13 protein-coding genes are annotated in these 13590 nt (G+C 62.0%); 6 read left to right on the top strand and 7 right to left on the bottom strand.

The window, feature by feature from the left end:
• The first annotated feature begins 32 nt into the window (after window positions 1-32).
• Window positions 33-251, top strand: coding sequence for a hypothetical protein (locus IVB36_RS38100; protein WP_007609614.1), 219 nt, complete (start codon window positions 33-35; stop codon window positions 249-251).
• A 435-nt stretch (window positions 252-686) separates the two neighbouring features.
• On the opposite strand, the gene IVB36_RS38095 is transcribed toward IVB36_RS38100, so the two are convergent.
• Window positions 687-1730 carry a hypothetical protein gene (locus IVB36_RS38095; RefSeq protein WP_085384035.1) on the bottom strand — a complete coding sequence of 348 codons (1044 nt, stop codon included), beginning with the start codon at window positions 1728-1730 and terminating at the stop codon, window positions 687-689.
• A 219-nt stretch (window positions 1731-1949) separates the two neighbouring features.
• On the opposite strand from IVB36_RS38095, the gene IVB36_RS38090 reads away from it, so the two are divergent.
• The 3 genes from IVB36_RS38090 (at window position 1950) to IVB36_RS38080 (ending at window position 3744) form a co-directional block, all read left to right on the top strand.
• Window positions 1950-2246, top strand: a complete 297-nt coding sequence (locus IVB36_RS38090) for an HdeA/HdeB family chaperone (RefSeq protein WP_247394892.1) — start codon at window positions 1950-1952, stop codon at window positions 2244-2246.
• 335 nt (window positions 2247-2581) lie between these two features.
• Entirely contained in the window at window positions 2582-2872 is a 291-nt protein-coding gene (locus tag IVB36_RS38085; protein WP_085353546.1) for a hypothetical protein, read from the top strand.
• A 407-nt stretch (window positions 2873-3279) separates the two neighbouring features.
• The gene (locus IVB36_RS38080; protein ID WP_018454509.1) at window positions 3280-3744 is read left to right on the top strand and encodes a hypothetical protein; all 465 of its coding nucleotides are present in this window, start codon (window positions 3280-3282) and stop codon (window positions 3742-3744) included.
• Window positions 3745-3886: 142 nt separating this feature from the next.
• Here IVB36_RS38080 and IVB36_RS38075 read toward each other — a convergent pair whose 3' ends face one another.
• The 4 genes from IVB36_RS38075 to IVB36_RS38060 all read right to left on the bottom strand — a co-directional run bounded on the left by IVB36_RS38075 (window position 3887) and on the right by IVB36_RS38060 (window position 9628).
• Window positions 3887-4402: a ParB N-terminal domain-containing protein gene (locus tag IVB36_RS38075; protein WP_247394890.1), complete on the bottom strand. Its 516-nt coding sequence runs from the start codon at window positions 4400-4402 to the stop codon at window positions 3887-3889.
• Between the two features lie 228 nt (window positions 4403-4630).
• Window positions 4631-5413 (bottom strand): NYN domain-containing protein, encoded by a 783-nt coding sequence (locus tag IVB36_RS38070; RefSeq protein ID WP_247394888.1) that lies wholly within the window; start codon window positions 5411-5413, stop codon window positions 4631-4633.
• Between the two features lie 194 nt (window positions 5414-5607).
• Window positions 5608-9372 (bottom strand): vitamin B12-dependent ribonucleotide reductase, encoded by a 3765-nt coding sequence (locus IVB36_RS38065; protein ID WP_247394886.1) that lies wholly within the window; start codon window positions 9370-9372, stop codon window positions 5608-5610.
• Window positions 9373-9433: 61 nt separating this feature from the next.
• Window positions 9434-9628: a hypothetical protein gene (locus IVB36_RS38060; RefSeq protein WP_026232747.1), complete on the bottom strand. Its 195-nt coding sequence runs from the start codon at window positions 9626-9628 to the stop codon at window positions 9434-9436.
• Window positions 9629-10132: 504 nt separating this feature from the next.
• Between IVB36_RS38060 and IVB36_RS38055 the strand changes: the two genes are divergently transcribed.
• Window positions 10133-11029, top strand: coding sequence for a DMT family transporter (locus tag IVB36_RS38055; RefSeq protein WP_085353541.1), 897 nt, complete (start codon window positions 10133-10135; stop codon window positions 11027-11029).
• Window positions 11030-11153: 124 nt separating this feature from the next.
• Here the strand turns inward: IVB36_RS38055 and IVB36_RS38050 are convergent, their stop codons facing one another.
• Both IVB36_RS38050 and IVB36_RS38045 read right to left on the bottom strand, forming a co-directional pair.
• A complete protein-coding gene (locus IVB36_RS38050; protein ID WP_231188560.1) occupies window positions 11154-11591 on the bottom strand; it encodes a hypothetical protein in 438 nt (145 codons plus the stop codon).
• 762 nt (window positions 11592-12353) lie between these two features.
• Window positions 12354-12923 (bottom strand): Ada metal-binding domain-containing protein, encoded by a 570-nt coding sequence (locus IVB36_RS38045; RefSeq protein ID WP_085353539.1) that lies wholly within the window; start codon window positions 12921-12923, stop codon window positions 12354-12356.
• Window positions 12924-13053: 130 nt separating this feature from the next.
• Here IVB36_RS38045 and IVB36_RS38040 point away from each other — a divergent pair, with 130 nt between their 5' ends.
• Complete coding sequence (locus IVB36_RS38040; RefSeq protein ID WP_247394884.1) at window positions 13054-13473, top strand: nuclear transport factor 2 family protein; 420 nt, start codon at window positions 13054-13056, stop codon at window positions 13471-13473.
• Window positions 13474-13590: the final 117 nt, after the last annotated feature.

Here is a 13590-nt window from a genome sequence, read left to right as displayed (position 1 = left end):
ACGCTCGTGATGACCTCCGGATCGGATCCAGCATGTTAGACTTTTCGAATGCATCTTTTACGCCTGAAACCATCGGCATCATGAAAACTGCGCTGGACACGGCGGTGGCGTCACTGCCGGCCCCGGTCAGCTCCGCGCATGTCCGGTCGATCGCGGAAACAATCCTTCGCACAGCGAAGGAGGGCGAGCGAGACCCCGCTGTCCTGGAGCGCATGGCGTTGATGGAGCTTCAGATCTCGCCGCGTGATTGATGCCGGTCCGCGAGCGTGCGTGCCGGCGCAGAAGGGCTCGCGTTCATTGCCGTTCCCTGATGTTTCGATGGAACTCTGGGGCGGCGGAAGCATTCATCTCTGCCGCTATCACGCGGCTCCTGGAGAATCCCCAACATGATACGTCATTTGTTGATCGGCGTTGCCGCGTGCGCAATCGCGGCAATGTCGACATTTTCCGCTTCTGCCATGCCCCGCGTTGCGGCTGAGACGTTGGTCGCTGGCTCCGACAGTCCGGTGATTCTCGCGCGCGGAGGCCATGGACATGGCCACGGTCACATGGGACGTGGCGGCCGCGGTCATCACTACGGCTGGAGCAGGGGCCGTCATCGCGGTTGGCGCTAGCCGCACCAACGCAACATCCGGGGCCGCCTTCGATTGGCGGCTCCGTAACGTCAGCTCATCCGCCCCGCGGGCTCACCAATCCGGATCCCCATAGTAGGGATCGACCATATAGGGCGGGGGCATCCAGGGCCCTCGCGACGGCCGGGGTCGCCGAGGTGCGGCCGCTTGCACGTGCGGCCGTGCGGGCGCAGCGGTCTCGTTGGTGATCACGCTACGCGCGGCGGGTTTCGCGGACGCAGGTGCGGATGACGATGCGGATGACGTCGTCAGCTCCTTTTGCAGCGCCTGGACCTGTGCGGCAAGGCGCGCATTGGCCGCCGCATCCTTCTCCTGCGCCGCCTTGAGCTGCTGAATGGTGTCGGCCTGCTCGCGCAGCGTCTGCTCGTTGCGGCTTTTCAGTTGCTCGAGCTTTCCGTTGATGTTCGCAAGCTCGCTGGTGATGGTCTTGAGCGATTGCGCGAGATCGGACGACGAGGGGTCGGGCGTCGTGGCGCCCGTTGTTGGAGCGTCGGGTCTTGAAGCAGCTGGTCTTGAAGCGTCAAACCCTGCATTGCTCTCCGTGTCCTTGCCGGCCGGCGGCGCGGGCACCGTGCCGGGCTCATCCGCGGCAGCCAGTTGCACCGCCGGCGGTTGCGCCGGAGTTTCAACCGCGGACGCTTGGCGAGGCTCAGTCCCGGCCGGCGGAGCCCATCGCGCCATGATCGATTTGGTCATAGACCTGGCCCGATCGCTGTATTGCGAAGCGAAGGCGGCGCCGAGAATGCCGATCGCCAGCACGAGGCCGACCAAAGCGCGCAGCATGGGCCGATCTCCCCTCAGGCCTTGACTGCGAACCCTGCTATCCGGCGCCGGCGCCGTGCTCTTGAGAGTCTTGGCCTCGGGAGCCTTGTCCTTGGGAGTCTCGACAGCCTCCGCACCGGCGCTTGCTCGCGAGGCCGCTGGGATTTCGCTGCCGCGTTCCATTCCGGAAACCAGCCGGTCCAGCCGCGCAAGGTCTTGCTCCGCGCTCTTGATCCGGTCGTAGGCCCGCGCCAGCCCGCCATCGGCGCGCCCCTCGTCCGGCTTGGGGGCGTCTGGCTTGTGGTCGTCAGGTTTGGGGTCGTTCGTCTCGGGCACCGATGCGCTCTCGCTTCCGTCGGGCGTCAATGGAAGTGTGGCAGTCCGATCGGAACGATAGGTCTCGCCGCTGTCCAACACAACGCGCGTGCGAAGGAGAAATTATGGCGAGGCCTCGGGGTGGGGCGGTCGCGGGGTATGCAACGGGCGCCCTTGATCTGGATCAAGCATGCAGCGCCCGACCGTCGCCACCGTGCAGACATTCATCGGAAGGAACACATGGTTCAGACAAGAGCGATCGTCCTTGGTGCCTTCGCGGCCCTGCTGCTGGCCGTGCCGGCCAAGGCCCAGGTGCTGGTCGACGTTTCCAAGATCAGCTGCGACCAGTACATCACCCAGCGCATCACCCACATGCAGACCGTGAACGTCTGGCTCGCCGGGTTCTACGCCGGCCGCCGCAACAATCCCGTCGTGGATACGCAAGCGCTGAACAAGAACGGCAACAAGCTCTCGCGCTTCTGCGAGTCGCATCGCGAGATGCCGCTGCTGGACGCGGTCGAGGCCAATACGAAGTAGGGGCGGGGCCGCCCAGCCTCGGAGTGCGGCAGTCCTATCGCCGGAAGGAGAGGTTGCGCCGCTGTCCCCCCAACGCGCGTGCGAACGAGAAATTATCGCGGGCACGGGGGTGGGGCGTGGCATTGCCGAACCGGCATGCGTCGCGAGCGTCAGGTACATGACCGAAAGCGGTGTGGCTCCCGCTCATGCCCTATGTAGGTAAAGCGTGACACTTTCGCTGTCTCGTTATGAACCCGGCCGCCAGATCGCAAGGGCCCGCATTGTTCTAAATCAACAAACCCGCTCATTAGCGAATTGCGCTGACGCACCGTCCCAATCCAGGAAGGAGAGTGGACATGTCGCGCCGAACCATCGTTTCACTTACCGCATCCGCAATCATTGGCATCGCCTGCATCGTGACTGTTTCGACTGACGCCTTCGCCTATCGAAGAGGCGTCGGGGTTGGTCGGGTTGGTGTTCATCACGGCGGTGTCTATCGCGGTGGCGTCTATCGTGGTGCAGCCGTGCGCCGCGGAGTTGCCGTGGGCGTCGGAGCTGCTGCGGTTGGTGCGGCAGCTTACGGGGCTTACGGAGCCTACGGCGGCTATCGCCGCTGCGGCTACGAACCTTACCCGCCTTGCTACTAGCCGGTCTTTGCGCAGCGGCCAGAGCACCGTCGGTCGGCTGTGCGCGGAGCACCTCTCTCCGAGTGGGGAGAGGTGATCCGAGTTCCGGGCCCGCACACACGCGATCCGAGCTGTGCTCGCTTCACCGTGCGTATTGGCGCGTCTGTTGCTCGACAGGTCGACTTCTAGCGAGGCGCACGTGCCATCTTCGCCGGCCGCGACCAGGAGAGGTTGAACGCCGACAAATCTATCCATGCGTGCAATAGGGCAATCGGGAAAAAGCGGCAAAACTGCGGCTGTCAAGGATACATCAGAGTAGAACGGAGCTTATCCCCGTAATAAACCCGATGCTGTTAAGGGTTCGGGGTGCGTATGGGAGATCAATAATGGCAAATGTCGAACAATTGCGCAGGCGGGACGGAGTAAACTTGGTCCAGCTCGAGGAGGACATTGCATCGATACGCTCGGGAAGCTCTCTTGCTTCCATTGCTCTGCCTGATTACGTCGAGCACACCGCGGGCGTGACGCGCGTCGGCGCGCTCAGTGCAGAGGCGGTCGTTCGGGACTATGAGTCCGCTGCAAAAGAGATCGAGGCCATGGGCACCGAGTTGATCGACGCCGCGCAAAAATGCGAGGCGCTGACTGCCCAGGTCCATGATGCGATCGCCTTCATGCGAGAAACGGCGGCGGAGTATCGTGAAGAGGGTCGGAAGATCTTCAAGCGCATCGAAGAATGCGCGCTGTTCACCGAAGACGTCCGCAAGACATGCGAACAGGTCAAGCGCAGGATGGTCGACGTCTCGCTAGGCTCATCGTCCAACGAGGAGTTCGCACCGCAACAGCCCGAGTTGAGCGGGATCGCCGCCAAGGTGTCGATGAGCGAGATACGGTGAGGCGGGCGTAGATAGCGCGTAGGCTGGGTTGAGCTCTAGGTCGTAGGATGGGTTGAGCCCTTACGAAACCCTTCATCTCTCGCCGATCGAGCGGTGATGGGTATCGCTTCGCTCCACCCATCCTACGAGCTGGAGCCAACAATCAATAGCGACCGCCGTGGCCCTTTTGCTGCGTGATCCAGTCCGACAATGTTTTCGGTGTCGATTTCGCAGTCCGGCCCGGTGATGCCTTCGGATTGTCGCGAACGCCTTTCGTCGGACGGGTGCGCGGCGCTTCCGTTCCGTTGACGCCCTTCCGGCCAGCGATCGATGCCTCCGCGGCTTCCTTCTCCAGGCGCAACTGTTTCAATCGCGCCATCTTGAGGCGCTCTGCCTCGACTTCGGGCCGTTCGGCAAGCTGCGGCTTGTGTTGAGCGACCTCCGCCGGGACGATGACACCGATAATGGTTGTCTCGCCGAGCGCCTTGCAGGCTTCGAGCCGATGCAGTCCCTCGAGCAGAACGAGGCGGTCTCCGTCGAGCCGGACGGAAATGGGTTCCTGTTGTCCGATGTCCAGCATACTTTCAGCGATCTCCCCGACGATCTCGGGCTTGATGGCTTTCTTCTGCTTCGTGGGAACGAAGATCTTCTCGATCGGGAAGCTTTCCGGTTTGGGCATAATCTGACTCCGCTTCTACCGGGCCCGCCGGAACCGATGCCGGTGAGGACGAGAGTTTAGGAGGGAAGGGCCCGACCGCAAAGGCAATTCGGCGGCAGGGTGTTGATGAGCTCGTAGGATGGGTTGAGCCCTTACGAAACCCATCCCTTCTGTCGATCTGGCGGCGATGGGTATCGCTTCGCTCCACCCATCCTACGGGCTGCACTCCAGCCATCCTGCGAGCTACAGTTAGCGGTTCAATTGATCCAGGTGGACACGCTTGCCGACGCGGGCCTCAAAGGCGTCGACAATATGCTCCCATCGGTTAGAGCGCATCAGGCTCGAAGGATTATACGCCATGGCGCGACCAACGAACGGCATGTCGTCGTCCTGGCAAATATAGAAGTCTAGCCCTTCGTAATTGCCGATCATGCATAGCTTCTGAGGATTCACGTCGCCCAAAGCGATGTTCCACTCGACGTAGCTATCCTTCGATTGGTGGTGCATCCACTGCAATATCTTGAATGGATTGACTGGCACCACGACATCAGCCAACGCCATTAATTCACTGGAAGTCTCGGCCGGATAGCAGTGCAAATGCACTGCTACAGGGGTGTCCCGCAATGCTTCAAAAAGTGGAAAGAAGTCTAGGTCCTTCGTCATGATGTGGGCTTCGGACATGTGGCCAGACGTTGCATGTTTGAAAACGTCGATTGCGAGTAAGATGTCGACGCCTTTTTGACGCAGCGTCTTGTTTTGTCCCCGCGTCAGCCCCTCTCGAACGTGCATAAAAGGCGTGCGATTAACCAGCTCGAATTGTTCTCGCTTGCGTTTCACTCGTCGTTCGTATTCCTCGCCAGATTCATTGTCCTTTTGGGCGGGCAAAGCATCGTAGTAAAGGGTTCTTTGATGCCCGCCAGCGATTGCCCGGTAATCGATTTTGTTACGACTGAGGTCGATCGCGAAATATTCGGATGTCTTCCGCACCATTGCGTCGATAAAGCCACCATCAACAAATGCATATTTTGTCACGGCTGCTGTATCCCTCGATCTGCCGCCTCCGCGGGCTCCAAGTGTCCCAAAGCTCATTTCAACCTCGTTCAGAAGTAGTTATCGATAGAAAACCATAAGTTGCAAGGCGACAATGAAAAAAGGGCGGCCTTCTGGCCGCCCTTCGTAGATGCTCGAGGCAAATCCGGGCTCAGCAATCCTAGCTGTCTAGCCCCTCACGAACACCCCGTCGTGCTTCCACACGTATCGCACTTCATGCACGTGCCATTCCGCACCAGCGTGAAGTTGCCGCACTCGCTGCACATCTCGCCTTCGTAGCCCTTGGCCTTGGCTTCTGCGCGGCGCTCGGCCTTGCTGGGCACTGCGACTTGGGCGCTGCCGGCCTTGCTCCATTGCAGGGCCTCTAACTTCTCGGTGGGCGAGAGGTCGTGGGCCACTTCCTGCTTCAGCGCGACCGCGCCTTCCAGGACGTCGCCGGCACGGCCTGCGCCGTGCGAGGCGAGTGAGGTGACCTTGCTGCCGCCTGATGGTGCGCTGTCGTTGCCTTGCGCGACCGCGGTCGAGCCGCCGCGCATCACCACGAGGTTGTCGGTGCGGGAGCGGGTGAGGCCGCGCGACACCAGCTTGGAGGCGCGCTGGCCGTGATCATCCGGCTCCTTGCCTTCCTCGACGCCCTTGCCGAGCACGTCGAACCCGGTCTCGCTGGGATCGACATGGGCGAGGTCGAAGCGGCTGAGATAGCTCACAGCCAATTCGCGGAAGACGTAGTCGAGGATCGAGGTCGCGTACTTGATGCTGTCGTTGCCCTGCACGGGGCCCGCCGGCTCGAAGCGGGTGAAGGTGAAGGCGTCGACATATTCGTCGAGCGGCACGCCGTACTGAAGACCCAGCGACACCGCGATGGCGAAATTGTTGATGAAGGAGCGCAGGGCCGCGCCTTCCTTGTGCATGTCGATGAAGATCTCGCCGATGCGGCCGTCGTCATACTCGCCGGTGCGCAAATAGACCTTGTGGCCGCCGACGACCGCCTTCTGGGTGTAGCCCTTGCGGCGATCCGGCATCTTCTCGCGCTCGCGCATCACGATGATGCGCTCGACCAGCTTCTCGACGATCTTTTCCGAGACCTGGGCGGTGCGTGCCGCCATCGGCTTGTCGTAGAGATGCTCGATCGCATCGTCCTCGTCCTCATCGTCGGCGATGAGCTGCGAGTTGAGCGGCTGGCTGAGCTTGGAGCCGTCGCGATAGAGCGCGTTGGCCTTGAGCGCCAGCTTCCACGACAGCATGTAGGCGGACTTGCAGTCCTCTACCGTCGCGTCGTTCGGCATGTTGATGGTCTTGGAGATCGCACCCGAGATGAAGGGCTGCGCCGCCGACATCATGCGAATGTGGCTCTCGACCGAGAGATAGCGCTTGCCGACCTTGCCGCAAGGGTTGGCGCAGTCGAACACCGGATAGTGCTCGGCCTTGAGGTGCGGAGCACCTTCCACCGTCATCGCGCCGCAGATGTGGACGTTGGCCGCCTCGATCTCGCGTTTGGTGAAGCCGACGGCCTGGAGCAGGTCGAAGCCGGGGGCCGCGATCGCCTCGGCACCAATGCCGAGCTGGTCGCGGATGAAGTCTTCGCCAAAGGTCCATTTGTTGAAGGCGAACTTGATGTCGAAGGCGGTCGGCAGCGCCTTCTCGACCTTGGCGATAGCCTCATCCGTGAAGCCCTTGGCCTTCAGCGTCGAGGCGTTGATGCCGGGCGCGTTGGAGAGCGAGCCGTGGCCGACGGCGTAGGCCTCGATCTCCGCGATCTCGCTCTCGCGATAGCCGAGCGCGCGAAGGGCTGCGGGGACCGCGCGGTTGATGATCTTGAAATAGCCGCCGCCGGCGAGCTTCTTGAATTTTACCAGCGCGAAGTCGGGCTCGATACCGGTGGTGTCGCAATCCATGACGAGGCCGATCGTGCCGGTCGGCGCGATCACCGTGGTCTGGGCGTTGCGATAGCCGTGCTTCTCGCCGAGGTCGAGCGCCGCATCCCAGGCGGCTTGCGCATGGGTGACGAGGTCTCCTTGCGGGCACGACACCAGGTCCATCGGCACCGGGTTGACGCTGAGCCCCTCGTAGCCGTTGGACTGGCCATGGGCGGCGCGGCGGTGGTTGCGGATCACGCGCAGCATGTGCGCGGCGTTCTTCTTGTAGCCGGGAAAGGTGCCGAGCTCGGCCGCCATCTCGGCCGAGGTCTTGTAGGTGATGCCGGTCATGATCGCGGTCAGCGCGCCGGCGATGGCGCGGCCTTCCTTGCTGTCATAGGACAGACCCATGGTCATCAGCAGGCCGCCGATATTGGCGTAGCCGAGGCCGAGCGTGCGGAACTCGTAGGAGAGCTCGGCGATCGACTTCGACGGGAACTGCGCCATCATCACCGAGATTTCGAGCACGATGGTCCAGAGCCGGCAGAGATGCTCGTAGCCTTCGACGTCGAAACGCTTGGAGGGGATGTCGTAGAACGTCAGCAGATTGGCCGAGGCGAGGTTGCACGCCGTGTCGTCCAGGAACATGTATTCCGAGCACGGATTGGAGGCGCGGATGTCGCCGGACGCCTTGCAGGTGTGCCAGTCATTCATGGTGGTGTTGAAGTGCAGGCCCGGGTCGGCCGACGCCCAGGCGGCGTAGCCAATTTTTTCCCAGAGGTCGCGCGCCTTCAGCGTCTTGGTGATCTTCTTGGTGGTGCGTCCCACGAGATTCCAGTCGCCGTCGGTCTCGACCGCGCGCAGGAAGTCGTCCTTCAGCGACACCGAATTGTTGGAGTTCTGCCCCGAAACCGTGAGATAGGCTTCCGAATCCCAGTCGGTGTCGTAGACGTCGAACTGGATGTCCTTGTAGCCTTGCTTGGCAAACTGGATGACGCGCTTGATGTAGTTGTCGGGCACGAGGCTGCGGCGCGCCAGCTTGATCTCGCGGCGCAGCGCCGGGTTCTTCTCGGGGTCGAAGCAATCGTCGCCCGAGCCTTCGCAGTTGACGCAGGCCTTCAGCACGGCCTTGAGGTGCTTCTGGTTGATCTTGGATCCGGTGACGAGAGCGGCGACCTTCTGCTCCTCCTTCACCTTCCAGTCGATATAGGTCTCGATGTCGGGGTGATCGACGTCGACGACGACCATCTTGGCGGCGCGGCGCGTGGTGCCGCCCGACTTGATCGCGCCCGCCGCGCGGTCGCCGATCTTGAGGAAGCTCATCAGGCCGGACGAGCGGCCGCCGCCGGAGAGGCGTTCGCCTTCGCCGCGCAGGCGCGAGAAGTTGGAGCCGGTGCCGGAGCCGTATTTGAACAGGCGCGCTTCGCGGACCCAGAGGTCCATGATGCCGCCCTCGTTGACGAGGTCGTCACCGACGCCCTGGATGAAGCAGGCATGCGGCTGCGGATGCTCGTAGGAGGATTTCGATCGGGTCAGCTTGCCGGTAAAGGGGTCGACGTAATAATGGCCCTGGCCGGGACCGTCGATGCCGTACGCCCAGTGCAGACCGGTGTTGAACCATTGCGGCGAGTTCGGCGCGACCATCTGCATGGTCAGCATGTAGCGGAGCTCGTCGTAGAAGGTCTGGGCGTCCTCGTCGGAGGAGAAGTACTTGCCCTTCCAGCCCCAATAGGTCCAGCAGCCGGCGAGACGGTCGAACACCTGCTTGGCCGAGAGCTCGCTGACACAGCGCTCTTTCTCGGGCAGGAGGGCGAGCGCCTCGGTGTCGGGCACGGAGCGCCACAGGAAGGAGGGGACGGACTCTTCCTCGACCTTCTTCAGGCGCGCGGCAACGCCGGCCTTGCGGAAGTACTTCTGGGCGAGGACGTCGGAGGCGACCTGCGACCACGCGGTCGGCACCTCGACATTGTCGAGCTTGAACACGACCGAGCCGTCGGGATTCCTGATCTCCGACGTGGTCAGCCGGAAATCGATGCCGGCGTAAGGTGACTGTCCCGAAGTGGTGTGGCGCCGCTCAATCCGCATGGTCTTGCCCCGTCCTATCTTTGACCGGACCGCCTCCGTTCAGGCGTGCCGGGTCATCATTTCATTTCGCGGTGCTCGAGGCCGCCTGGCCCTTGGCATCGCAGCTCAGCCGGTAGACCCGGCCCGTTTTCTCCCGACGCGATTGCTCGATGCGCGCACCGATCATCCGCCGGCACGTCCAGACCCATCCGCCCCAAAGGGATGAGCCCGACATGCGTTCAACGCCCCACAACGTCACGTCTTCAACCATTGCCATCCGGGCCTGTTTCCAGCCCGTTCAGGCGCCCGAAAAGTCCGCTCTCGCCGGGCAGACAAGCCCGTATCCCGCTGCCCTTGTCTGGCTTGGCGGAGTGCTGTTTTGCAGACCCTTTGGGGGAGTGCCGGCGGGACGCAAACACACTCGCGCCGAACGGATCGAAAACTAGGACTCTCCGTTACGCCCGTCAAGAACTAGTGCGAGTTCCTGAATCAAATACTAAATATGGTGGATTATGGGGGATAACAGGGGGCAGGCCCGCGCCTGTTGTTGAGCCAAGTATCAGTGAGTCCTCAGGGATTCCCAACCGAAAAAATTTGCATCTTGGGGTGCCGCTGAGGCTTCACCCCGCTGTTCACAGGGCAGGTATATTTTTGAATCGCGGGCTTGCCTCGGGGGGACTCACGTAGGGCTACGGAAGGTGAGGGCAGGCATGCCCGCCGGGGTGGTGGTGGGAGGCGCGAATCCGCGCCAAGCTGCCCTCGATTTTGCCGGACTACCCACATGCTTGATTCGACTCGGCCGGTGCTGCGAGCGCGCATCGCCCCGGCCGGCCTGATATTCCTCGCCATCACCTCGGTGGGCTGGGGTTTCAATTGGCCGGTGACGAAATTCCTGCTCTCCGAGCTGCCGCCGCTGACCTTGCGCGGGGCGACGGGCGTGCTCGGCGCGGTGCTGCTGGCGGCGCTGGCACTGATCCGCGCTGACAGCCTCAGCGTCCCGCGCGCGATCTGGCCGCGCCTCGTGACCGCCGCGATCCTCAACGTCACCGGCTGGATGGTGCTGATGGGTCTGGCACTGCTGTGGCTGCCGGCGAGCGAAGCGGCGCTGATCGCCTACACCATGCCGGTCTGGGCCTCGCTGATCGCCTGGCCGGTGCTCGGCGAGCGGCCGACCTTGTTGCGCACCATCGCGCTGGTGATGGCCTTTGCCGGCCTGGCCTCGATCATGGGCGGCAACGGCTTTGCCGCCACTGCGGACAAGCTGCCGGGCATCGTTATGGCGCTGTGCGGCGCGCTCGGCTTCGCCGCCGGCACGGTGTTTTCGAAGAAGTACCCGATCCGCCTGCCGCCGATCACCGCCGCGGCCTGGCAGATCGGGATCGGCTGCCTGCCGATCACTATCATCGGCCTCGCCATCGAGACCACGCATCTGGAACTGGTGACGCCGGTCGGCTGGTGGCTCCTGGTCTATTCGACCGTGGTGCAGTTCTGCATCGCCTATGTCAGCTGGTTCGCTGCCCTTGCGCGCCTGCCGGCTTCCGTCGCCGCGATCGGCACCATGGCGGTGCCCGTCATCGGCGTCGTGGCGTCCGCGATCGCGCTCCACGAGCCGCTGGGGGCAGGGCAGATTGCCGCGCTGGTGTTCACGCTGGCGGCCGTGGTGCTGGCGACGCGGTAGGGCGTATATTCATGAGCGGCTGGCCGCCTGGACTTCCGGTTCATCGTCAACATCGGCCGGAGAGCGGAAGGTCTCCGAGCTCGCAGATGCGCCAAGAGCCGACCTGCCTTGCGGGGGATTGTCTCTACCCAAATCGGTTGGCGAACTCTACGACCGCTGCTGCAACATCTTTACGCCTGGCGTCCGTGCGTGTGAATCCCAGCGGTCCTGTGAACCTGATAACCACCTTTTCAGGATTGGATTTCGGCCGAGCATCGGTCGTCCAAGATAGCTCTCCGGCCCTGACCTTGACAACATCGCGACTGGTGCACGCGGACTCGATCGATGAGAATATCTGCTTTGCTTCATCGACCGAAAGCTTCATCGATTGACACTCACCAGCGCCGACCGACACAAGGGTCAAACCAGACCGTTCGACGCGGAAGTACAGCCCATTGGTCAGCGTGACTTTTTCCTTAGGTCCCAACTCGGCGCCAATACGGGCCAGCGCTTGAGACCCAACTCGCGACAGGAGCCGTCCCAACACTTCAAAAAAGACTTTGATCTTTCGGTGATCATTCATGGGTCGGGCGCCATCGTACGTGGTCCGATGGGGGGACCAAAGCACCTCGCCATTGGCAAACAGTACAACATCCACTTCGGGTCAGCATACGAAGAACTCAACTGAGCAAATCTGGTCCGCCATGCTTCGGGGAGCGACCTCCTGGAGGGCTGCCGCCATCTGCAAACCTTCTCAGAAATACTACGTCTTTTCTTTCTACCCCGGGAGCGAGGTTTCGGAGAGCGTTCGTAGCGAGATATATCTCAAGCCCGACCAGAAGCGGTATTCCCGCGCCCCAAATGTAGATCAGGCCACGCATTGTTGCCTCCGTCAGGATAATTTTGAGCCGCTGCTTCGGGCAGTCTTCCAGGCCAAGGAAGCGGCCACGACAAACGACACGAAACAGAACGCGATCACCCCCAAAGCGCGGACATCGCGGCGCGGCTCGTTGAGCCACACGAGAGCCGCCAGGCAAAGGAGCGCCGGGACCGCGCAGGCTTGTGTTGCGATATACCGACGCCTCAGCGCCAACGGCGCGCGGTCCCCCCAGATAAACGCCTCAACCTGAAACTTGCGAGAAATTGCGTCCGTCCGGGGGAGGCACGACCTATCTAGCTCTGCCACGATGGATTGAAATCCCCATCCGGCAATGCCCAGCAGTGAAAGTCCAAAAAAAGAGTAAGAACAGCGACACTTCACGTGTCTAGCAGCTTCAACACAACCGCGCGAGACCAGTTAGTCCGCAATGGGTCCAACAGCGGACCAACGTTGGGATGCCCGACCTCAGGCGAAGACTCTGCGGCGGTGGCGAATGCTGGAGGGCGAGCGCCCATAGAGTTCGCGAAAGACGGCGTTGAACCGGCGCACGCTGCCAAAGCCAGCTCGGTAGGCGATCTGGGCCAGTGGTTCAGTCGTCTCGTCAAGTAGGCGCTTCGCCCTCTGTACACGCCTGGTCTTCGCGACCTGTTGGGGGCTGGCCCCGACGTACCGTTCGAACAGACGCGCAAGGTGGCGCGAGCTTACCCCGAGCCGATCGGCCAGTGCGGCAACCGAAGCGTCATCCAAGGCGCCACCATCGATCAATTTCAAGGCCCGCGCGACTGTCGAACGCGTGCCATTCCAGGCAGCACAGAAGGGCGCGGTCTCCGGACGGCAACGCAGGCAAGGTCGGTACCCCGCGGCCTCGGCGGCCGCTGCAGTTTGATAGTAGGTCACGTTACGGGTCAACGGCTGCTTCACCGGGCAAACCGGGCGGCAGTAGATTCCCGTGGTCTTCACTGCCGTGTAGAAACGGCCGTCATAGCGGGGATCGCGCTGCAAGCGCGCGGTGTTGCATACCTCAAAACTGAGCATGACTCATTTTACCGCAGGCCGCAGCCAGAAGAATAGCCCTGAGATGATCAGGTCCGATTCCGGCCAACGATATCGGTGCGCCCTTCTTATAGAGAAGGTCCAACTTCGCTGAGCACTTGGAGAAGCAAAAATGAACAGCACGAATCCTAAAGAGATCGTCATCAATGCCTGGAAGACTTTTAAAACCCGTGATGCGCAGTTGATCGCGGAGCTGTTTACTCCCGATGCCGAATGGATCGCACCGCCTGGAAATGCCACGGCGGTCGCTCTCAAACACACCGACCACATGATTGGACCGGACCAAATCGCACAGTTTATTGCCTCGGAAATGCATCATCTGTTCTCGAACGTCGACATCTCGTTTCGGGGCATTCATGCCGATGGCGATACTGTGATCGTCGAGGAGCGAATGCGAGCCACTCTTCCTGGAGGCAAGCCCTACGAGAATGACTATTGCTTCGCTTTTGTCCTTTCCGGCGAGCGGATCAAGCTGGTTCGCGAACACATGGACACCCGAAAGGGCTGGCAGATGATTTTCGAGCCGCTTTAAAGGCTGCGTTGGGTCATTGGACTAAACCGCTCGCGCGGTAGGCACGACGGCCGGCAGCGCGGCTGAGAGGATAGCGCAACGAGGCGTCCTGTCTTGAGATGAGGGGTTCGCAACCTT

The organism is Bradyrhizobium sp. 35 (assembly GCF_023073215.1).
Taxonomy (GTDB): Bacteria; Pseudomonadota; Alphaproteobacteria; order Rhizobiales; family Xanthobacteraceae; genus Bradyrhizobium; species Bradyrhizobium canariense_D.
This window is presented reverse-complemented; position numbering and strand designations above follow the sequence as displayed.